21 protein-coding genes are annotated in these 21185 nt (G+C 70.9%); 8 read left to right on the forward strand and 13 right to left on the reverse strand.

Features of this window, described 5'->3' with window-relative positions; genetic code table 11:
• Window positions 1-182 precede the first annotated feature (182 nt).
• Window positions 183-1469: an MFS transporter gene (locus tag ACV530_RS29820; protein ID WP_494335764.1), complete on the reverse strand. Its 1287-nt coding sequence runs from the start codon at window positions 1467-1469 to the stop codon at window positions 183-185.
• 63 nt (window positions 1470-1532) lie between these two features.
• Between ACV530_RS29820 and ACV530_RS29825 the strand changes: the two genes are divergently transcribed.
• On the forward strand, window positions 1533-2528 hold the full coding sequence (locus tag ACV530_RS29825; protein WP_494335765.1) for a LysR family transcriptional regulator: 996 nt from the start codon (window positions 1533-1535) through the stop codon (window positions 2526-2528).
• Here the strand turns inward: ACV530_RS29825 and ACV530_RS29830 are convergent.
• On the reverse strand, window positions 2514-3266 hold the full coding sequence (locus tag ACV530_RS29830; protein WP_494335766.1) for an alpha/beta hydrolase: 753 nt from the start codon (window positions 3264-3266) through the stop codon (window positions 2514-2516). The two genes, ACV530_RS29825 and ACV530_RS29830, sit on opposite strands and share 15 nt — an antisense overlap.
• Window positions 3267-3370: 104 nt before the next feature.
• Between ACV530_RS29830 and ACV530_RS29835 the strand changes: the two genes are divergently transcribed.
• Window positions 3371-4537, forward strand: a complete 1167-nt coding sequence (locus ACV530_RS29835; RefSeq protein ID WP_494335767.1) for an adenosine deaminase — start codon at window positions 3371-3373, stop codon at window positions 4535-4537.
• Window positions 4538-4695: 158 nt separating this feature from the next.
• Window positions 4696-5241 carry a hypothetical protein gene (locus ACV530_RS29840; RefSeq protein WP_494335768.1) on the forward strand — a complete coding sequence of 182 codons (546 nt, stop codon included), beginning with the start codon at window positions 4696-4698 and terminating at the stop codon, window positions 5239-5241.
• A gap of 97 nt (window positions 5242-5338) precedes the next feature.
• Here ACV530_RS29840 and ACV530_RS29845 read toward each other — a convergent pair whose 3' ends face one another.
• The 4 genes from ACV530_RS29845 to afsQ1 all read right to left on the reverse strand — a co-directional run bounded on the left by ACV530_RS29845 (window position 5339) and on the right by afsQ1 (window position 8825).
• Window positions 5339-5839 (reverse strand): VanZ family protein, encoded by a 501-nt coding sequence (locus ACV530_RS29845; RefSeq protein WP_494335769.1) that lies wholly within the window; start codon window positions 5837-5839, stop codon window positions 5339-5341.
• Window positions 5840-5969: 130 nt separating this feature from the next.
• Window positions 5970-6524 carry a hypothetical protein gene (locus tag ACV530_RS29850; protein ID WP_494335832.1) on the reverse strand — a complete coding sequence of 185 codons (555 nt, stop codon included), beginning with the start codon at window positions 6522-6524 and terminating at the stop codon, window positions 5970-5972.
• Between the two features lie 41 nt (window positions 6525-6565).
• Window positions 6566-8047, reverse strand: a complete 1482-nt coding sequence (locus ACV530_RS29855; protein WP_494335770.1) for an ATP-binding protein — start codon at window positions 8045-8047, stop codon at window positions 6566-6568.
• Window positions 8048-8147: 100 nt separating this feature from the next.
• Window positions 8148-8825: a two-component system response regulator AfsQ1 gene (gene afsQ1, locus ACV530_RS29860; RefSeq protein WP_494335833.1), complete on the reverse strand. Its 678-nt coding sequence runs from the start codon at window positions 8823-8825 to the stop codon at window positions 8148-8150.
• Between the two features lie 230 nt (window positions 8826-9055).
• Between afsQ1 and ACV530_RS29865 the strand changes: the two genes are divergently transcribed.
• Window positions 9056-9793: a SigE family RNA polymerase sigma factor gene (locus ACV530_RS29865; protein ID WP_494335771.1), complete on the forward strand. Its 738-nt coding sequence runs from the start codon at window positions 9056-9058 to the stop codon at window positions 9791-9793.
• A 100-nt stretch (window positions 9794-9893) separates the two neighbouring features.
• On the opposite strand, the gene ACV530_RS29870 is transcribed toward ACV530_RS29865, so the two are convergent.
• Window positions 9894-10559: a uridine kinase family protein gene (locus tag ACV530_RS29870; protein ID WP_494335772.1), complete on the reverse strand. Its 666-nt coding sequence runs from the start codon at window positions 10557-10559 to the stop codon at window positions 9894-9896.
• Between the two features lie 106 nt (window positions 10560-10665).
• On the opposite strand from ACV530_RS29870, the gene ACV530_RS29875 reads away from it, so the two are divergent.
• Entirely contained in the window at window positions 10666-11082 is a 417-nt protein-coding gene (locus tag ACV530_RS29875; protein WP_494335773.1) for a hypothetical protein, read from the forward strand.
• Window positions 11083-11118: 36 nt separating this feature from the next.
• On the opposite strand, the gene ACV530_RS29880 is transcribed toward ACV530_RS29875, so the two are convergent.
• From ACV530_RS29880 to deoC, 3 genes are read right to left on the reverse strand one after another with little or no spacing between them, the layout of a single operon-like run.
• Window positions 11119-12027, reverse strand: a complete 909-nt coding sequence (locus tag ACV530_RS29880; RefSeq protein ID WP_494335774.1) for an aldehyde dehydrogenase family protein — start codon at window positions 12025-12027, stop codon at window positions 11119-11121.
• A complete protein-coding gene (locus tag ACV530_RS29885) occupies window positions 12020-13456 on the reverse strand; it encodes an aldehyde dehydrogenase family protein (protein WP_494335834.1) in 1437 nt (478 codons plus the stop codon). Before ACV530_RS29885 ends, ACV530_RS29880 begins: the two co-directional genes overlap by 8 nt.
• Window positions 13453-14436, reverse strand: coding sequence for a deoxyribose-phosphate aldolase (deoC, locus tag ACV530_RS29890; RefSeq protein WP_494335835.1), 984 nt, complete (start codon window positions 14434-14436; stop codon window positions 13453-13455). Before deoC ends, ACV530_RS29885 begins: the two co-directional genes overlap by 4 nt.
• A 217-nt stretch (window positions 14437-14653) precedes the next feature.
• Here deoC and ACV530_RS29895 point away from each other — a divergent pair, with 217 nt between their 5' ends.
• On the forward strand, window positions 14654-15574 hold the full coding sequence (locus tag ACV530_RS29895; RefSeq protein WP_494335775.1) for a hypothetical protein: 921 nt from the start codon (window positions 14654-14656) through the stop codon (window positions 15572-15574).
• 64 nt (window positions 15575-15638) lie between these two features.
• Complete coding sequence (locus tag ACV530_RS29900) at window positions 15639-16268, forward strand: PH domain-containing protein (protein ID WP_494335776.1); 630 nt, start codon at window positions 15639-15641, stop codon at window positions 16266-16268.
• A 40-nt stretch (window positions 16269-16308) separates the two neighbouring features.
• Here ACV530_RS29900 and ACV530_RS29905 read toward each other — a convergent pair whose 3' ends face one another.
• From ACV530_RS29905 to ACV530_RS29915, 3 genes are all read right to left on the reverse strand, one after another.
• Window positions 16309-17985, reverse strand: coding sequence for a phospho-sugar mutase (locus ACV530_RS29905; RefSeq protein WP_494335777.1), 1677 nt, complete (start codon window positions 17983-17985; stop codon window positions 16309-16311).
• A 284-nt stretch (window positions 17986-18269) separates the two neighbouring features.
• Entirely contained in the window at window positions 18270-19085 is an 816-nt protein-coding gene (locus ACV530_RS29910) for a purine-nucleoside phosphorylase (protein WP_494335778.1), read from the reverse strand.
• A 90-nt stretch (window positions 19086-19175) separates the two neighbouring features.
• Window positions 19176-19613, reverse strand: a complete 438-nt coding sequence (locus ACV530_RS29915; protein ID WP_494335779.1) for a gamma-glutamylcyclotransferase family protein — start codon at window positions 19611-19613, stop codon at window positions 19176-19178.
• A gap of 94 nt (window positions 19614-19707) precedes the next feature.
• On the opposite strand from ACV530_RS29915, the gene ACV530_RS29920 reads away from it, so the two are divergent.
• Window positions 19708-21141, forward strand: coding sequence for an NAD(P)H-quinone dehydrogenase (locus ACV530_RS29920; protein WP_494335780.1), 1434 nt, complete (start codon window positions 19708-19710; stop codon window positions 21139-21141).
• Window positions 21142-21185 lie beyond the last annotated feature (44 nt).

The following is a 21185-nucleotide window of genomic DNA, read 5'->3' on the forward strand; positions in this document are numbered from 1 at the left end:
GGGAAAAGCCCCCAGAAAAAATAGAGGGGAGCGCGGGTCCCGGGGGCCCGGGGGCTTCGCCCCCGGAGGAAACGGTGAAAGGGCGGGACCGGGGCACAACCCCCGGTTGCCGCAGCCGACGGCGAAGGGGCCGTCCCGCCAGGACAGGTGGCGGGACGGCCCCTTCGGGTCTCAAGGCCGCGCTATGCGCGGGCCGTTGCGGTGCGGCGGGCCAGGAGGGCCTGCCGGGTCGCGTACAGCGTGATGGACGCGGCGGCCACCATCGCCGCCAGGCCCAGGACGACCGTGCCGGACCAGCCCCCGCTGCGGAAGGCCATCGCACCGACCGCACCGCCCACCGAACTGCCCGCGTAGTACGCGGTCTGGTAGAGCGCCGACGCCTGCGCGCGCCCCGTCGTCGCCGTGCGGCTCACCGACGAACTCGCCACCGCGTGGCCCGCGAAGAAGCCGGCCGTGATGAGGACCAGGCCGAGCACCACCGACAGCAGGGAGTCGGCCAGGGAGAGCAGCAGGCCCAGCGTGGTGGTGCCCATCGCCAGGTAGAGCGCCCCGCGCCGGCCGAGGCGGCCGACCAGCTTGCCGGCCGTGGCCGAGGAGGCCGTACCCACCAGGTAGACCAGGAAGACCGAGCCGACCACGCCCTGGGGGAGGGAGAAGGGGCGGTCCGCCAGACGGTAGCCGATCACCGTGTAGACCGCGCCGAAGACGGTCATAAAGAGCGCGCCGATCGCGTACAGGCGCAGCATCAGCGGATCGGAGAGGTGCCCGCGCAGGGTGCGGGCCAGGGACCGCGGCGAGACCGGACTCGCCGTGAAGTGGCGGGCCTTGGGAATCAGTACGCGGAAGACCGCGGCGCAGAGCACGGCCAGTGCGCCGACCGCGCAGAGCCCGGCGCGCCAGCCCCAGGCCTGGCTGATCCAGCCGGCCAGGATCCGGCCGGACATGCCGCCGATGGCGTTGCCCGCGACGAACAGGCCGACCGCGCCGACCAGGGCCTTGGGTCGTACCTCCTCCGCCAGGTACGCCATCGCCGAGGCGGGCACTCCCGCGAGTGCCGCACCCTGTACCGCGCGCAGCGCGACGAGCCAGCCGAGGTCCGGGGCGAAGGGCACCAGCAGCCCCACCAGCGCGGCCACACACAGTGCCGCGGTCATCGTCGCGCGGCGCCCGAAGCGCTCGGAGAGCGCGCTCACCGGGACCACGGCCAGGGCCAGACCGCCGGTCGCGGCGGAGACCGTCCAGGACGCCTGGTCGGGCGTCACGCCGAGTCCGCCGGAGATCGCGGGGAGCAGGGCCTGCGTGGAGTAGAGCAGCGCGAACGTGGCGACGCCGGCGGCGAAGAGCGCGAAGCTCATCCGGCGGAAGGCCGAATCGCCGGGCCGCAGGCGGGAGTCGGAGTCGGGGGACGACGAGGCGGAGGCATCCGCGCGCACGATGACGGCGGATGCCCCGGTATCGGCAGGAGGCATGACCAAACCGTATGCAGGCTGCATCTGATGCGTCCAATGCATGGATTGGCCATAATCCATCCTATGGTGCATCAATACAGGTCAGGGCGGTCCGTGTCACCGCTTGGCAACGAAAAAGACATGCCGGTTACACCCGATATCGAGGCCGATTCCTGGGCGGCGACCCTTACGCCCCGGCTCGCGCAGTTCGTCGCGGTCGCCCGGCACGAGCACGTCACCCGGGCCGCCGGGCGGCTCGGGATGCCGCAGTCCACGCTCAGCCGGTCGATGGTCCGGCTCGAACAGGACCTGGGCGTCGAGCTGTTCGCGCGGCGCGGGCGTACGGTCTCGCTCACCCCCGCGGGCCGCGCCTTCCTCGGCTCCGTCGAACGCGCGCTGGCCGAGGTCGACCGCGCCGCGGAGTCCGTACGGGCCGACGCCGACCCGGCGGGCGGCAAGGTCGCGTTCGGGTTCCTGCACACGCTGGGCTCGGAGACCGTACCCGAACTCATCCGGGCCTTTAGGACCGACCACCCCCGCGTACGGTTCCAACTCGTGCAGAACTACGGCGAGGCGATGCTCGCGCGGCTGCGCTCCGGAGAGCTCGACCTGTGCCTCACCTCGCCCGTACCCGACGCGCCCGACCTCGTCGCGCGCCGGCTCGACGAGCAGAAGCTGAGGCTCGTCGTGCCGGAGGACCACCGGCTCGCGGGCCGCAAGAGGGTACGACTCGCGGAGGCCGCCTCGGAGTGGTTCGTCACCCTCGAACCGGGCTACGGGCTGCGGCGGATCACCGACGCGGTGTGCGCGGAGGCGGGGTTCACCCCGCGCGTGGCCTTCGAGGGCGAGGAGGCCGAGACGCTGCGCGGACTGGTGGCCGCGGGCCTGGGCGTGGCGCTGCTGCCGCCACCGCCCGTACCGCGGCCGGGAGTTGTGGAGCTCACCGTGACCGCACCGCGGGCGGTGCGCGAGATCGGCGTCGCCTGGCCGGCCGGGCAGCCGGACACCCCGCCGGTGGCGGCGTTCAAACGGTTCCTGATCTCGCGGCGCGGACAGCTGCTGCGCTCAGTGGTCGAGTGACGCCCCGAACCCGGCGGCCAGCGGCATCCGCAGCCCCAGCGGCGGCGGCGCCGCCAGCGCGTCGGCCACCGGACGGGCGTAGGGGTGGCCGAAGAGGGAGCCCCGGACGAAGTCCACGGCGAGCGCCAGGACTTCGGACCGGTGCTGGCGCAGCCCGTGCCCGTCCGAGTGCACCTCGAAGCGGCACACGTCCCGGTTGATCTTCTTGGCCCGCTCGGCCAGCCGGTAGGACAGATCCGGGTCCGTACGCTGGTCGTTGGTGCCGTGGACGAGCAGCACGCGCCGCCCCGTCAGCTGGCGCACCGGGTCCGGGTCGAGCACGGCCTCCGGCTCGGGCAGCCACGGGGCGATGGCCAGGACGCAGGTGACGGCCGGGTGCCCGGCGGCACGCAGCGCGGCCCGGGCACCCATACCCGTACCGATCAGGCACACCGGTACGTCGCCGTAGCGCCGCACCACCTCGTCCACCGCCCACGCGGCGTCCTGCGCGGGGTGGGCGGAGGAACCGTTCCACCCGCGAAAGCGGTAATGGACGGTGTGGGCGGCCAGTCCGTCCCCCGCACCCGCCCGGATCAGCCGCCGGGCCAGGGGCCGTCCCGTGGCGGCGGCCAGGCGCGAAGGGCGCCGCCGGCCGGCGGCGTGGCCGCCGGGCAGGAGGAGCACCACACCGTGCACGGCCGTCCCGGGATGCCCGGCACCGAGCGGTTTTCCCAGACGCGGCGTCGCTTGCTCAGCCATGGCAGACAACGATGGCAGAACGGCGCGGGTAGTCCACCCCGTCGACGGGTCACCGTTCCGTATCGTTCGCCGACATCTACGCGCGTAGGGGCTACAGTGCCGAAATGACGAGCGAGACCACCGCACAACCGACTCCGGAGCAGATCCGCCGCGCGCCCAAGGTGCTGCTCCACGACCACCTCGACGGCGGCCTGCGCCCCGGCACTGTCGTCGAACTCGCCCGCGAGGCCGGCTACGACCGGCTGCCCGAGACCGACCCCGACAAGCTGGGCGTCTGGTTCCGCGAGGCCGCCGACTCCGGTTCGCTCGAGCGCTATCTCGAGACCTTCGCCCACACCTGCGCCGTCATGCAGACCCGCGACGCCCTGTTCCGGGTTGCCGCCGAGTGCGCCGAGGACCTGGCCGCCGACGGCGTCGTCTACGCCGAGGTGCGCTACGCCCCCGAGCAGCACCTCGAGGCCGGGCTCACCCTCGAAGAGGTCGTCGAGGCCGTCAACCAGGGCTTCCGGGAGGGTGAGCGGCGGGCCAAGGCCAACGGCCACCGCATCCGGGTCGGCGCGCTGCTCACCGCGATGCGGCACGCGGCCCGCGCCCTGGAGATCGCCGAACTGGCCAACCGCTACCGCGACTCGGGCGTCGTGGGCTTCGACATCGCGGGTGCGGAAGCGGGCTTCCCTCCCACCCGCCACCTCGACGCCTTCGAGTACCTCAAGCGCGAGAACAACCACTTCACCATTCACGCCGGCGAGGCGTTCGGCCTGCCGTCGATCTGGCAGGCCCTCCAGTGGTGCGGCGCCGACCGGCTCGGCCACGGTGTGCGCATCATCGACGACATCGAGGTCGCCGAGGACGGCTCCGTCCGCCTCGGGCGGCTGGCCTCCTATGTGCGCGACAAGCGCATTCCACTGGAGATGTGCCCCACCTCCAACCTCCAGACGGGCGCGGCGAGTTCCTACGAGGAGCACCCGATCGGCCTGCTGCGCAAGCTGCATTTCCGGCTGACGGTAAACACCGATAATCGTCTGATGAGCGGGACCAGCATGAGTCTCGAATTCGAGCACCTGGTCAAGACGTTCGGCTACACGCTGGACGACATGCAGTGGTTCTCCGTCAATGCGATGAAGTCCGCCTTCATCCCATTCGATGAACGTCTGGCCATGATCAATGACGTGATCAAGCCCGGATATGCGGAGTTGAAGTCGGAGTGGCTGTTCCGTCAGACGTCCACCACGACCACGGTGACCAGCGCTTCCGGCAACGAAGGCGCATGACGCACACACTGCGGTGAATATCGTGAACACGGCCGGGACTCAAGGAGTCCCGGCCGTGTTCATTGCGTGTCATTGTCCGGCGCGCATCGTTCTCGTGACTAGGTTGCAAAGCCGCGTAATTCACAGACACCGACCCCGTCACTGAGGACAGATTCCATATGAAGCAGGGAACCATCAAGTCTCTCGGCATCGCCGCCCTCGGTGCCGTCATCGCCGCCGGTGCGGCCGGCAGCGCAGAGGCGGCCGGCCCGACCGAGCAGGCGGCCACCACAGCCCAGTCCCTGACACACCAGCTCCCCATCGAGGAAGTCGCCCCCGTGGTGCCGGGCGGTCCGGTGCTGCTGGCCACGAACCGGACCATCGGCTCGACGGCCTTCAAGAGCGCGGCGCAGGCGCTCGACCGGGCCCTGGTCAACAAGTCCCACAGAGTCACCAGGACCACCAAGGCGGGTTCGAGCACCACGACCGAGCAGACCCCGTCGGAGACCAAGGAGGCCCCGGAGACCAAGGAGGCCCCCGCCACCGAGGCAGCTCCCGAATCCAAGGCCCCTGAATCCAAGGCCCCCGAGGCCGCTCCGGCGGCCAAGGCCGCACCGGCCGACTCCAAGGGCAACGGCGGCCTGCTCGCCCCCCTGGGGAAGCTCCCGATCGGCCTCCCCACCAACGGCATCTCCGCCCCCATCGGCACCGGCGGCGGCCACTGACGGCGCGTACGCGTTCATGTACGCATGACAACGGCCGCGCACCCTGCGAGGGGTGCGCGGCCGTCGTGTGCTCGGGGCCCCGCCGGGCGGAGCGGCCTTACGGGGCGACCTTGATCCTGGGGATCGGGGTCAGTCCCGTGGCCGACTCCTCCCGGCGCGGGACTCGCGGGGCGGGCAACTCCTCCCCGCGGCGCAGCCGGTTCCGTACGGCCGGGACGACGGCCAGGTATGCGAGCGTCACGCCCGTGATGTTCAGCAGCAGCGCGTCCAGGTCCAGGACCTGGCCCACCACCCCGCTGCGCACGGCCTGGAGCACCAGCGAGATCATCGCGCTGGTGAAGACCGTCCGGGCCAGCGACCCCAGCGGCGAGACCGCGACGCGCCCGCCCGCCCAGGGCAGCAGCACCCCCAGGGGCGCGAACGGCAGCACCCCGGCGCCGATCGCGCGCGCCGCCTGCCAGGGGCCGAGAGCCAGGTCGGCACGGAGCGTGGCGAACGGCTCCATGTGCGCGGGCGTCACCCACGGTGCGGTCAGCGGGCGCAGGGCCAGCCAGCCCACCACGAGGAGATGGACCGCGAGAAGCACGCGGCCCGCCACGCGATAGCGGTATCGGAGGGCGGGCGTACCGCCATAACCATGACGCTGCACGCACCTCAGGACGCGGCGCGCGGGGCGCGCGGTTCCGCCTCCGGGCACGCAGCGTCAGCGGCCGGACCGCCGGTGCGGTTCAGGACGCCGGAGTGCCGCTGCCCTGGAGGTTCTCGGGGTGGGCCCGTACCTCGTCCGTGCACACATAGCTCTTCGGGCCGTCGTCGCCCGGACCGCCGAGGATCACCGGGCGTCCTTTGCCGGCCGGGGCGGCGTCCGCGTACGTGCACACGATCTGCGCCAGGGCGACCGGCGGCAGCTCGTCCGGCGGCGTGCTCAGGCGCAGGGTGCCGGCGGGGTCGCCCCGGCGCGGGCCCGCGACGCTCAGCCGCTGCGGGACGTCGGTCGAGAAGCCCGCCTCGTCCTCGGCGGGCGACGGCTGCCGCCGCAGCTCGTCGAGCAGCGCCCGGGCCACGCCCAGGGCGTCGCTGTGGCTCGCGAGGGAGACGGCCCGCGTCACGGGGAGCAACTGCGTGGTGCACACGAGCTGGACGGACATCGTGACGCTGCCCGCCGACGGAGTGGCCTGTACGCCGGGGCGCACCTTGCACGTCGCCCGCGAGGGCGCGCTCCCGGCGTCCACCGGCACGGCGGTGCCCCGGATACCGCACCCGGCGAGCGCGCACAGCGCCATCGCCACGACCGCACCACGCACTGGTCGGTGAAGAATGCGCCTCACTGCGCGCCCCCTTCGGCCGGGCCGTCGCCGTTCTCGGCGACGGCGGACGCGTCGCGGGGGAGGGTGAGCGTGAAGACCGCGCCGCCCTCGGGGGAGTTGGCCGCGGTGATCTCGCCGTCGTGGATGTGGGCGTTCTCCAGCGCGATCGACAGGCCCAGGCCGCTGCCCTCGGAACGCGGCCGGGAGGCACTGGCCTTGTAGAAGCGGTCGAAGACGTGCGGTAGCACGTCCTCGGGGATGCCCGGGCCGTGGTCGTGCACCTCGATGACCAGCCGGTCGTCCACGGGACGCACGGACACCCGCACCGGCGAGCCGCCGTGCTTGAGCGCGTTGCCGACCAGGTTGGCGAGGATGACGTCCAGGCGGCGCGGGTCGAGCCGCGCCATGATGCCGCGCTCCGCGTCCAGTTCGACGGCGTCGAGCCAGGCCCGGGCGTCCATGCAGGCGGTCACTTGGTCCGCGACGTCCACGTAGTCCAGGACGAGCCGGGCCGTGCCCGCGTCGAAGCGGGTGACCTCCATCAGATTCTCCACCAGGTCGTTCAGCCGCCGGGTCTCGCTGCACACCAGGTGCACCGCAGGCGCGATCATCGGGTCGAGCGAGTCGGCCTCGTCCTCCAGCACCTCGGTCACGGCCGTGATCGCGGTGAGCGGGGTGCGCAGCTCGTGGGACATGTCGGCGACGAAGCGCCGGCTCGCGGACTCCCGCGCGCTCAGTTCCTCGACCCGCTTCTCCAGCGACTCGGCGGTCTTGTTGAACGTCCGCGACAGCTCGGCCAGTTCGTCCGTCCCCGACACCTGGAGCCGGGTGTCCAGCTTGCCCTCGCCCAGCCTGCGCGCCGCGTCGCCGAGCCGCTGCACGGGCCGCAGCACCGTGGAGGCGGCGGCCTGCGCGAGCAGCGCGGAACCGATCAGCGCCAGACCCGTGGCGATACCGAGCGACCAGGCGAGGGAGTTGAGGTCCGCCCGCTCGTTCTCCAGGGACTTGAGCAGATAGCCCGTCGGCCCGCCGCCGATCACCTTGGCGCCGCCGACCAGGTACGGCTTGCCGTCGAGCGTGATCCGCTGCCAGTACAGGTGATACGGGTAGGGGTTCGACTCGTCGACCCGGCGCTGCCGGTTGACCGCCGTGACCAGCGTCTGCGGCACGACCTTGAGCGTGAACAGATCGCGGTCCGAGGGCGCCGCGCACTCACTGCCGTCGGCGACCTTGCCGATCAGCAGCACCTCGTACTTCTGCGAGGTCGCCGCCATCCGGTCCGCGGCCTCCAGGAGTTCGGCGCAGGTCGGCTTCAGGGGCAGCGAACCGGTGTTGTCCTGAAGGGACTTGCGGAAGTCGTCCAGGGCCGCGTTCTGCGTGCGGGTGAGAACGGCGTCGCGGTTGAGCCAGTACGCGATCGCGGATGCCGACACGGCGGCCGCCAGGGCCACCAACGCGAAGACGAGCATCAGCCGCAGCCGCAGGCTGATCCATCGCATGCTGAGTTTCATGACGTTCCCGGCCGCTGCCCAGCCCCGTACCCGACCGGGCTCTTCGGTCACTGTGCGCTCTCTGTGCTCTGCTTCACTGCGCTCTGCTTCACTGCGGGGAGTCAAGGCGGTAGCCGACCCCGCGGACCGTACGGATCAGGGTGGGGGAGGACGGCACGTCCTCCACCTTCGCCCGCAGCCGCTGGACACAGGCGTCCACCAGCCGCGAGTCGCCGAGGTAGTCGTGCTCCCACACCAGTCTGAGCAACTGCTGCCGCGACAGCGCCTGGCCCGGCCGGCGGCTGAGCTCCAGCAGCAGCCGCAGCTCGGTCGGGGTCAGCTGGAGATCCTCGCCGTTCTTCGTCACCGTCATCGCCGAGCGGTCGATCACCAGTGAACCGAAGGTCGCCGAGTCGTTCGACTCCCGCTCGCCGCGGCGCAGCACCGCACGGATCCGGGCGTCCAGCACCCGGCCCTGCACGGGCTTGACCACATAGTCGTCCGCACCCGATTCCAGGCCGACCACGACGTCGATGTCGTCGCTGCGCGCGGTGAGCAGGATGATCGGCAACTGGTCCGTGCGCCGGATCCGGCGGCACACCTCGAAGCCGTCGATGCCCGGGAGCATGACGTCCAGCACGATCAGGTCCGGCCGCTGCTCGCGCAGCATCTTCAGGCCCTCCTCGCCCGACGCCGCGGTCACCACGCGGTGACCCTGGCGGGACAGGGAGAACTCGAGGGCCGTGCGGATGGCGTCGTCATCCTCGATCAGCAACAGGAAAGGCACAGTGGCCATTCTGGCCTACGACAGGCCGGTAGTTCGACTTCCCCTGCTGCGTTCCCGGCCGTCGGCACCTGCTCCCGCCTTGATTCCAACACTCCTGCCAGCTCTGTTGCACGGCTGTGACAGTCGGCGGACAGCGTCATGAAACTGGCCCGGCAGTCTTGTGGTCACCGGGCAGCAGGAAGGTCCGGAACCACACCGGACCGACTGGCTTCCACGACGGGGGGCGCGACATGACCACACTGCACAGCACCACGACCGGCGCCGCAGTGCGCACTCGTCTGCACGATGCCGGCCGGACTCTGAGTCTCGAGAAGTCCGGGGCCACGAGCGGACGGGGGTGCGCTCGTGGCGCCGGACGCCGGCAGGGGATCTACCTGACGGCGATCGACGCGATCACGTACGGGGAGTCGTCGGACGCGGAGCAGCGTGACGACAGCGCGTCGCGGACCGAGGCGGAATTCACCGCCTACGTCCAGGAGCGCCGCGCCTCCCTGTACGCGACCGCCTACCACCTGACCGGTGACCGGCACGAGGCAGAGGACCTGCTGCAGAGCGCGCTGTTCTCCACGTACCGCGCCTGGGACCGGATCACCGACAAGGCGGCCGTCGGCGGCTATCTGCGCCGCACGATGACCAACCTGCACATCAGCGCCTGGCGTCGCCGCAAGCTCAACGAGTACCCGACCGAGGAACTCCCCGAGACGGTCGGCGAACAGGACGCGATGCGCGGCACCGAACTCCGCGCCGTGCTCTGGCAGGCCCTCGCCCGGCTGCCCGAGCTCCAGCGCACGATGCTCGTGCTCCGCTACTACGAGGGCCGTACGGACCCGGAGATCGCGGAGATCCTCGACATCAGCGTCGGCACGGTCAAGAGCAGCATCTGGCGCTCGCTGCGCCGGCTGCGCGAGGACGAGGCCATCGGCTGCGGCCGGGGCGTCGAGGAGTCGTTCGGCGAGCTGGTGGCCTGAACGGCTCGGGGGGATACGGGGGATACACAGGGGGGGAACACGGGGGAAAAGCGGAGCGGGCGGACAGCCGGGGGGTCTGTCCGCCCGCTCTCGTGTTCTCCTACGCGCTCGCGGCGACGGTCACGCTCTCGCGCCGTCCGGCCGCCGCGGCGGCTATCCGGCCCATCGCGGTGCCCTTGCCACAGGCGTACGCGCCGAGCGCGGTCTGGCGGGCCACGATGTCGCGCTCGGTGCGCATCAGCCGCAGGCCGCGGCGGAGCAGATACGGCACCGGCTTGCGGGCCTCGCGCAGATCGCGCAGGAAACGGCGGCGGAAGGTCGTCGCGGGACGGCCGCGCAGGCACAACGCGTCGGCGAGGCGGCCCAGTTCACGGCAGCGGTCGATGATGTCCGCGGCGAAGATCCCCTCCGCGATGAACAGCGGGGTACGGCCGATGTCCAGCGTGCTGCGTCCCGCGATCGAGCTGGTGGCGATGTCGTACACCGGCACGTCGGTACGGGACGTACGGCACAGGCTGTCGATCGCCGCGACGGCCGCCTCGGCGTCCCACGACAGTGGTGAGTCCCAGTCGGCGCCCGAACCGTCCGCGAGCTGTGGCAGCGTCGGGTCGGTCTCCTCCTTGTAGAAGTCGTCCAGGTTGAGGACGGGCAGCCCGGTACGGGCCGCTAGGGACGACTTTCCGGAACCGGACGGACCGGTCAGCAGGATCACGCGCGTATGGCAGGAGGCAGTCACGGAACACCAGTCTGACGCATTGGGCCGCATGGGGGATCCCCCCGGGTCGAGATGTGCGCGAAGCGTCATGGCTCAACTACGCTGCGTCGCTGGATCCCCCTCAAATCCCAGCTCTCTCACACCACGGCAGGTGGTCATGGCCTCGTACGCACGTCACGCCCGTTCGTCCTCCCCACGTCTTCCGCGCTCCCTCATGCGCGCCGGGCTGACCGCGTCCGCGGGCGCGGCCCTGGTCGCCGGCGCCGCGGTGGAGGCACACGCGGTCGCGGCACCCCACGCATCCTTCGGCCGCACGGATGTGATGGCGGCCGTCGACGGGACGCACACGGCACTCCAGAAGTCGGTCGCGGGCCTGTCCCCGGTGCTGAGGACGCTCCCGGTCAACCCGCTGGCCCACACCGGCGTCGACCCGCTGAACAACTCGGTGGGCACCCAGGTCGCCGACTTCAAGCCGGCGAGCACGCAGACGCTGACCGGCCCACTGTCGGTCGAGGGCGGCAAGGTGCAGAACCTGCCGGTGGTGGGCGGCGCACTCCAGCAGCTGCTGCCGTAGGGGACGGGCGCCCGCCCGTCCCCCACGGCGGGGGACTCAGTAGGACGAGCCCCCCGCGCCCAGCGAACCCGTGGGGTGCCAGACGGTCTTCGTCTCCAGGAAGGCCGTCAGCCGGTCCGTACCCGGTGCCGCGAACCAGTCCACAGCCTGTGGACGAAGTGCGCGCTTGAGGTTGTCGGCCGCGGCGATCTCCAGCGCCTTGGCCAGCTCGGCGTCCGCGCCGGCCAGGTCGATCGCGTTGACGTCCTGGTGCGCGGCGAGCGACGGAGCGATCTCCGCGGCCTTGCCGGACAGCACGTTGACGACACCGCCCGGCAGGTCGGACGTGGCCAGCACCTCGCCGAGCGACAGCGCCGGCAGCGGCGCGTTCTGCGAGGCGATCACCACGGCGGTGCTGCCCGTGGCGATCACCGGCGCGATCACGGAGACCAGGCCGAGGAACGACGACTCCTGCGGGGCCACGACGGCCACCACACCGGTCGGTTCGGGGGTCGAGACGTTGAAGAACGGCCCCGCGACCGGGTTGGTGCCCCCGGCGACCTGGGCGATCTTGTCGGTCCAGCCCGCGTACCAGACCCAGCGGTCGATCGCGGCGTCCACCTGCGCGGCGGCCTTGGACTTCGACAGCCCCTCCGCGTCCGCGACCTCGGCGACGAACTGGTCGCGGCGGCCCTCCAGCATCTCGGCGATGCGGTAGAGGATCTGGCCGCGGTTGTACGCGGTCGCACCGGACCAGGCGCCGAACGCCTTGCGCGCGGCGACGACGGCGTCACGCGCGTCCTTGCGGGACGACAGCGGCGCGTTGGCCAGCCAGTTGCCCTTGCCCGCCGCGCCAGCGGCTGATGTTCCAGCGGTCACCTCGTACACCCGCCCGCTCTCGGACCGGGGGAACTTGCCCCCGACGAACAGCTTGTAGGTCTTAAGGACACTGAGACGCTCAGACATCGAGGTAGGCCTCCAGACCGTGACGGCCGCCCTCGCGGCCGAAGCCCGACTCCTTGTAGCCGCCGAACGGCGAGGTCGGGTCGAACTTGTTGAACGTGTTGGCCCAGACGACACCGGCGCGGAGCTTGTCCGCGACCGCGAGCATCCGCGAGCCCTTCTCGGTCCAGATGCCCGCCGACAGGCCGTACTGCGAGTTGTTGGCCTTGGCCACGGCCTCGGCCGGGGTGCGGAAGGTCAGGACCGACAGGACCGGGCCGAAGATCTCCTCGCGGGCGATCCGGTGGGCCTGGGTGACGTTCGTGAACAGCGTCGGCGCGAACCAGTAGCCGGAGGCGGGCAGTTCGCAGGCCGGCGCCCAGCGCTCGGCGCCCTCGGCCTCGCCGCTGTCGGCGAGGGCCGTGATACGGGCCAGCTGCTCGGCCGAGTTGATCGCGCCGACGTCCGTGTTCTTGTCCAGCGGGTCGCCCACGCGCAGCGTGGACATCCGGCGCTTGAGCGCGTCCAGAAGCTCGTCCTGGATCGACTCCTGGACGAGGAGGCGCGAGCCCGCGCAGCAGACCTGGCCCTGGTTGAAGAAGATGCCGTTGACGATGCCCTCGACGGCCTGGTCGATCGGGGCGTCGTCGAAGACGATGTTCGCGCCCTTGCCGCCCAGTTCGAGGGTGAGCTTCTTGTCCGTACCGGCGACGGTGCGGGCGATCTGCTTGCCGACGGCCGTGGAGCCGGTGAAGGCCACCTTGTCGATGCCCTCGTGCGCGACCAGCGCGGCACCTGTGGAGCCGTCGCCGGTGAGGATGTTGACGACACCCTTCGGCAGGCCCGCCTGGCGGCAGATGTCCGCGAAGAACAGGGCGGAGAGGGGGGTCGTCTCGGCCGGCTTGAGGACGACCGTGTTGCCCGCGGCCAGCGCCGGGGCGATCTTCCACGCCAGCATCAGCAGCGGGAAGTTCCACGGGATGACCTGGCCCGCGACGCCCAGCGGGCGCGGGTTCGTGCCGAAGCCCGCGTGCTCCAGCTTGTCGGCCCAGCCCGCGTAGTAGAAGAAGTGCGCGGCGACGAGGGGGAGGTCCGCGTCGCGCGTCTCCTTGATCGGCTTGCCGTTGTCGAGGGTCTCGAGGACGGCGAGCTCGCGGCTGCGCTCCTGGATGATCCGCGCGATACGGAAGAGGTACTTGGCGCGCTCGGAGCCGGGCAGGGCCGACCACTTCTCGAATGCCTTGCGGGCGGCCCTGACCGCCGCGTCCACGTCCTCGGCGCTCGCCTGCGCGACCTCGGAGAGGACCTCCTCGGAGGAGGGCGAGACCGTCTTGAAGACCTTGCCGTCCGAGGCCTCGCGGAACTCGCCGTCGATGAACAGCCCGTAGGACGGGGCGATGTCGACGACCGCGCGCGATTCGGGAGCCGGTGCGTATTCGAAGGCCATGGTCAGTCCACCGTCACATAGTCGGGACCGGAGTAGCGCCCGGTGCTCAGCTTCTGGCGCTGCATCAGCAGGTCGTTGAGGAGGCTGGAGGCGCCGAAGCGGAACCAGTGGTTGGTCAGCCACTCCTCGCCCACGGTCTCGTTGACCAGCACCAGGAACTTCAGTGCGTCCTTGGTGGTGCGGATGCCTCCGGCGGGCTTCACTCCGACCTGTACCCCGGTCGCGGCGCGGAAGTCGCGGACGGCCTCCAGCATCAGCAGCGTGTTGGCCGGGGTGGCGTTCACCGCGACCTTGCCGGTCGAGGTCTTGATGAAGTCGGCACCGGCGAGCATGCCGAGCCAGGAGGCGCGGCGGATGTTGTCGTACGTCGACAGCTCGCCCGTCTCGAAGATGACCTTGAGGCGTGCGTTGCCGCAGACCTGCTTGACGGCCTTGATCTCCTCGAAGACGGACAGGTAACGGCCGGAGAGGAAGGCGCCGCGGTCGATCACCATGTCGATCTCGTGCGCGCCCGCGGCGACGGCGTCCCGCGTGTCGGCCAGCTTGACCGGCAGCGCGGCGCGGCCCGCGGGGAACGCGGTGGCGACGGACGCCACCTTGACGTCCGAGCCCGCGACGGCCTCGGCGGCCGTGGCCACCATGTCGGGGTAGACGCAGACAGCCGCCGTGCGGGGGGTCTCGCGGTCGCGGTCGGTGGGGTCGGGATTGAGGGCCTTGGCGCACAGAGCCCGGACCTTGCCCGGGGTGTCCGCGCCCTCCAGGGTCGTCAGGTCGATCATCGAGATCGCCAGGTCGATGGCGTAAGCCTTCGCCGTGGTCTTGATCGAACGGGTGCCGAGCGAAGCGGCGCGGGCCTCGAGGCCGACAGTGTCGACACCGGGCAGGCCGTGCAGGAAGCGGCGCAGCGCACTGTCGGAGGCGGTCACATCTGCCATCGACGCCAGTCGCTCCGCGGCTTCGTTGCCGTGGGAAGGAACAGTGGGCATGGTCACCGGATGAGCATATCTACGCGCGTAGCGCATGGGAAGCGGTTGGGGTAGTTCCGTTTGCTGTGGGCGTTTAGTGACATTCGAATGATCTTGCGATGACAAATGATCAATAAATTCTTTCTCAACAGCACCGCCTGACTCACCGGCCCCACACGCTTGAGAAAAGCGGCATGCGGATCGTCCACCTCAGTGCTCGTAATCAGGAGAGCCACGCATGTCTCGTCGTCACACCCTGCGTACCGTCCTCGTCTCCGCCGCCGTGGCGGGTGCGGTCCTCGCCCCGGTCTCGTCCGCCTTTGCGGCGCCGCAGACCTCGTCGGTGGCCGCCGCCCACAAGTCCGGCCCGGTGCGCACGTACAAGCTCCCGGACGGCAGCCGGGCCAGCGTTCACGAGCCGAAGGCCGGCCACTTCCAGGTGGTCATCTCCAAGGGCGACATCATGCTCGCCATCCTCGACGACAAGCGGCCGTACGCGACCGTGCACAACCTGTTCGTCGAGATGGACCCCCGCAACGGCAGGGTCACCTGGGTCGAGCAGAAGAACCTCGGCCTGGGCAAGGACCAGGGCAATCGCTACACCCGTGGCCTGTACATCGGCAACCGGGTGCTCGCGGACGGCATCCGCGCCGTCGTGTACCGGCAGTCGCCGCACGTGTTCACGGCCTATGTCGTCTCGAACGGAAAGTTCGTGAAGCTCCTCAACGGCGCGCGCCCGACCGTGCTGGCCGGCAAGCACGGCAACTACCTCGTCCGCCTCAACGCCCGCACCGGCCAGGTCACCGCGCTGAAGGACAAGGGCAGCCACGGCCAGGGCAAGGTCACCCCCGTGTGCTTCGCGGAGAAGAAGCAGGACATCGGCGCGGGCACCCTCGCGATCCTGACCAACTCGCTCAAGGACGGCCCCCAGGTCGTCTTCAAGGACATGGGCGACCAGAAGGGCAAGGAGATCCTCCCGCGCCTGGACCGCAAGCACCCGTCCCTGCCGAAGTCGGCCGGCATCATCGCGAAGATCACCGACATCAACACCGCGCAGCCGAAGCTCGTCACCAAGGTGGAAGGCGGGGGCGCCCCCTACGGCACCACGCTCTTCCCGAAGCTCGCCAAGGGCTGCGTGGTCGTGAACCACGTGAAGTGATCCACCCGGCCGCGTTGCCGTATCGCAACCTGCGGTGTTCGAACCGTCCGGCAGAATCGGGCGCATGACGAGCTCCCCCTCACCCGAGGCACCGGAATACGCCGAGCGCTGCTACCGCTCCTCCGCCGGCATCGCCAGTGGCGTCCTGCTGCTGGCGCTGGCCGCGTGGCTGGGCGGGGACGCGATCGTGCGCGGTGAAGGCCGTACGCCGTGGCTCGCGCTGGCCGGGCTGCTGTGTGCGGTGCCGCTGGTGATCGCGTTCACCGTGCGGCCGGCGGTGTGGGCCGGTGAGGACCGGCTGCTGGTGCGGAACCCCTTCCGCACCATCGCCCTGCCGTGGGCGAGCGTCTCGGGCGTACGGGCCAGTTACTCCAGCGAGGTGTTCGCGGGCGACGCGAAGTACCAGCTCTGGGCCATCCCGGTGTCCCTGCGCAAGCGCAAGCAGGCCGCACGGCGGCAGCAGCGGGCGGCCGCGGAGGACGTCACGGGCCGTACGTCGGTCACGCGGGGCGCGTCGGATCAGCCGATGCGGTCGCCCTCCGACCAGGCGATCGAGGACCTCCGTGACCTCGCGGAGCGGTGTGCCGGGCGGGACGGCGCGCAGGGCGCGCCCACGGTGCGGTGGGCGTACGAGCTGATCGCGCCCTCGGTGGTGGGGTTGGTGTTGTTCGTGGTGCTGTACGCCGTCATGTGACGGGAGAGGCCCTGGCCGGGATGGCCAGGGCCTCTTCGTGTCAGATGCCCGCTGCGCGGGACAGGTCCGTCTTGATCGCCGCGAGGACCTCGGCGGCACGAGTGCGTGCGTCGGCGAGAGCCGCGGCGGACGCCACCGGGACGACGACCTCCAGGTAGCACTTGAGCTTCGGCTCCGTACCGCTCGGGCGCACGATCACCCGGGCGGCGGAGACCTCGCCCGCCTCGTCGCCCGCCAGCTGGTAGCGCAGGCCGTCCGTCGGCGGCAGCGACTCCGTGCCCTTGGCCAGGTCCTCGGCCGAGGACACGTGCAGGCCCGCCAGCATCACCGGCGGCTCCTCGCGCAGCTTGCGCATCGCGGCCGCGATCAGGGACAGGTCCTCGACGCGCACCGACAGCTGGTCGGTGGCGTGCAGGCCGTGCTCCACGGCGAGGTCGTCGAGCAGGTCGGCGAGGGTGCGGCCCTTCTCCTTGAGCTCGGCCGCCAGCTCGGCGACCAGCAGGGCGGCGGTGATGCCGTCCTTGTCGCGGACGCCCTCGGGGTCGACGCAGTAGCCCAGCGCCTCCTCGTACGCGTAGCGCAGGCCGTCCACGCGGGCGAGCCACTTGAAGCCGGTGAGCGTCTCCTCGTACGGGGTGCCGGTGCTCGCGGCGGCGATCCGGGAGAGGAGGGTGGAGGAGACGATCGTCGTGGCGAAGGTGCCGCTCGCGTTCTTGTGCACGAGGTGCTCGGCCAGCAGCGCGCCGACCTCGTCGCCGCGCAGCATGCGCCAGCCCTCGACGGTCTCCGGGGCCGGGATCGCGACGGCGCAGCGGTCGGCGTCCGGGTCGTTGGCGATGATGATGTCCGGCTCCTCGCCCCGGGCGGCCGCGTCGCGGGCCGTGGCGAAGGAGAGGTCCATCGCGCCCGGCTCCTCCGGGTTGGGGAAGGCGACCGTGGGGAACTCCGGGTCCGGGTCCGCCTGCTCGGCGACCACGAGCGGGGCCGGGAAGCCGGCGCGCTCGAAGGCCGCGGTGAGGACGGTGCGGCCGACGCCGTGCATCGGCGTGTAGACCACGCGGACGTCGCGGGCCGAGCCACCGGTGAGGACGGCGTCCGTGCGCTCCAGGTAGGCGTTCAGGACGGTGTCGTCCAGGGTCTCCCAGCCGGTGTCCGGGAGGGGGACGTCGGTGAGGGACTTGATCGCCGCGATTTCGGTGGCGATCGCGGCGTCCGACGGGGGGACGATCTGCGAGCCGTCGCCGAGGTAGACCTTGTAGCCGTTGTCACGCGGCGGGTTGTGGCTGGCCGTCACCTCGACACCGGCGACCGCGCCGAGGTGGCGGATCGCGAACGCGAGCACGGGGGTGGGGAGCGGGCGCGGGAGGACGGCGGCCTTGAGGCCGGCGCCCACCATGACGGCGGCCGTGTCCCGGGCGAAGTCGGCGCTCTTGTGGCGGGCGTCGTAGCCGATGACGACGGTGCCGTTGGTGTGGCCTTGCTTCTTCAGGTACGCGGCGAGGCCTGCGGCCGCGCGGATGACGACCGCGCGGTTCATGCGCATGGGGCCGGCGCCGAGTTCGCCGCGGAGGCCGGCGGTGCCGAACTGGAGGGTGCCGGCGAAGCGGTTCTCCAGTTCAGCGAGGTTTTCGGCGTCGATGAGCTCGGCGAGCTCGGCGCGGGTGTCGGGGTCGGGGTCCTCGGCGAGCCATGCCTTGGCCTGGGCGATGAGGTCCACGGTGTCCTCCGGGGGTCTGTGGGTGCGCTTCGGGTGCGTTGCGGGTCGGGGGCGGGCCGGGACGGGGCCTTCTGGGGCTGGATTATTTACGGCGGGTGCGCTCAGGCGCATTGGTGCCCCGAACTGCCGCCGCAAATAACCCTTACGCCCCTGCCAGGCCCCGTCCCGGCCCGCCCCCTTCGGAGCGTTGGCGGGTGCGGGTGGGTTCCACTACGCGCCGAAGGCGCGGGTCCGTGTACGGCTGGGTAGCCGTATGTGGACACGCGCCCTCGGGAGTGTGCTGGTTACAGGCGGGGGAGCACCTGGGCCAGCAGGTCACCCATGCGGGCGGCGGAGTCGCGGCCGGCCTGGAGGACCTCTTCGTGGTTCAGGGGCTCACCGGTCATGCCTGCGGCGAGGTTCGTCACGAGCGAGATGCCCAGGACCTCGGCGCCTGCTTCGCGGGCGGCGATCGCCTCGAGGGTGGTGGACATGCCGACCAGGTCCGCGCCGAGCGTACGGGCCATACGGACCTCGGCCGGGGTCTCGTAGTGCGGGCCGGGGAACTGCGCGTAGACGCCCTCCTCGAGGGTGGCGTCGACCTCCTTGCAGAGGGTGCGCAGGCGGTTCGAGTAGAGGTCCGTCAGGTCGACGAAGTTCGCGCCGACGATCGGGGAGGTGGCCGTGAGGTTGATGTGGTCGCTGATCAGCACCGGCTGACCCGGGCGCATGCCGTCACGGAGACCGCCGCAGCCGTTGGTCAGGACGACGGTCTTGCAGCCCGCGGCGACGGACGTGCGGACACCGTGGACGACGGCGGCGACGCCGCGGCCCTCGTAGTAGTGCGTACGGCCGAGGAAGACGAGCGCGCGCTTGTCGTTGACCTTGTACGAGCGGATCGTGCCCGCGTGGCCGGCGACCGCGGCGGCGGTGAAGCCGGGGAGCTCGGTGACGGAGAACTCGGCCTCGGGGGTACCGAGGGCCTCGGTGGCGGGAACCCATCCGGAGCCCATGACCAGGGCGACGTCGTGGGTCTCGGCGCCCGTGAGCTCGCGCAGGCGGGCGGCGGCGGCGTCGGCCGCGGCGTACGGGTCGGTCTGGGGGGTAACTGATGCGTTCACGCGGACGAGGGTAACCGGTCAGTGCCTACGCGCGTAGATGTCGCAGGTTACGGTCTTGCAGCTGTCGGTTCGTGCGATGTGCCAGGAGCGTCAGCAGGGGCGCTTGCGCAGTTCCATGACGTAGTCGTGGGGGGCTCCGGCGGATTCCGCGGCGTCGGCGACCTCGCCGAGGTAGCGGGCGGAGGGCAGGCCGCCCTCGTAGCCGTTGAGCACGTAGATCCAGGCCGTCTCCTCGCCGTCCAGCGTGTGGACGCGGATCTTGAGGCGGCGGTAGATCTCCAGGCCCACACCCTCCCAACGGTCCATCGACTCCTCGTCCATCGGAGCGATGTCGTAGAGGGCGACGAAGACCTGGGAGGCCGGGTCCTCGACGACCGTGGCGAGCGCCCCCTCCCAGCCCATCTGCTCCCCGCCGAAGGTCAGCCGCCAGCCGGCGAGCCAGCCGGTGCCGCGCAGCGGTGAGTGGGGTGCGCGGCGCGTCATCAGCCGCGCGTCGAGGTTGCCGGCGTAGGCGGCGTAGAGCGACATGGTTCTGAGGGTACGGGAGTGAGGCGGGACCGCATTTGGGGTGGCAGGCTCGGGGGAGGGACCCGGAGGGAGTCGCTGTGATGGGTACGGGACAATGGAGTACGTGACTCGGATCGTGATCATCGGTGGCGGACCCGGCGGCTATGAGGCGGCGCTGGTCGCCGCTCAGCTCGGCGCGGAGGTGACCGTCGTCGACTGCGACGGTCTGGGCGGGGCGTCGGTGCTCACCGACTGCGTGCCCTCGAAGACTCTCATCGCGACGGCCGAGGTGAAGACCAACTTCGACTCCTCGTACGAGGAGCTCGGGATCACCGTCGATGACGGTGACAACGGGGCTGTCGTAGGGGTTGATCTGGGGAAGGTCAACCGGCGGGTCAAGCGGCTCGCCATCGCGCAGTCGCATGACATCACGGCTTCCGTGACGCGTGCCGGCGGGCGTGTGCTGCGGGGGCGCGGGCGGCTGGAGCCGCAGCAGGGTACCGATGGGTCGCGGCGGGTTGTCGTGCGCGGTGCTGATGGTGCCGAGGAGACGCTGGTTGCCGATGCCGTGCTGGTTGCCACGGGTGCGCATCCGCGGGAGATCCCGGACGCGCAGCCCGATGGTGAGCGCATTCTGAACTGGACCCAGGTCTACGACCTGGACGCGCTGCCCGAGGAGCTCATCGTGGTGGGCTCCGGTGTCACCGGCGCCGAGTTCGCCGGTGCTTACCAGGCTCTTGGGTCCGAGGTGACGCTGGTGTCCTCGCGGGATCGTGTGCTGCCGGGGGAAGACCCTGATGCTGCTGCGGTTCTCGAGGACGTCTTCCGGCGGCGTGGGATGAACGTCATGGCACGGTCGCGTGCCCAGTCCGCCAAACGAGTGGGGGACCGGGTCGAGGTGACGCTGTCCGACGGGCGGGTCATCTCCGGTACGCACTGCCTGATGGCCGTGGGGTCGATCCCCAACACGGCCGGGATAGGCCTGGAGGAGGCCGGGGTCCGGCTGAAGGAGTCCGGGCACATCTGGACGGACAAGGTGTCGCGCACCAGTGCTCCGGGTGTGTACGCCGCCGGTGACTGTACGGGCGTGCTCGCTCTCGCGTCGGTCGCGGCGATGCAGGGCCGTATCGCCATGTACCACTTCCTGGGCGACGCGGTGGCGCCGCTCAATCTCAAGGCGGTATCCGCGAACGTATTTACGGATCCGGAGATTGCCACGGTCGGGTACACCCAGGCCGATGTGGACAGCGGGCGGATTGACGCCCGGGTCGTGAAGCTGCCGCTGCTGCGCAATCCGCGCGCGAAGATGCAGGGTATTCGCGACGGTTTCGTAAAGATGTTCTGCCGTCCCGGTACGGGCATCGTGGTGGGCGGTGTGGTGGTCTCGCCGCGGGCCAGCGAGCTGATTCATCCGATCTCGATCGCGGTCGACAACAATCTGACAGTGGAACAGATCGCGAACGCTTTCACCGTGTACCCGTCGCTGTCCGGCTCGATCGCCGAGGTGGCACGGCAGTTGCACACCAGGAAGACACAGCGGGAGGCCTGAGCCCCGGGGGTGCCGGAGGGGGTGTCTCCCCTTCCGGTTCCCTA

It is taken from the genome of Streptomyces sp. SX-6 (assembly GCF_059089585.1).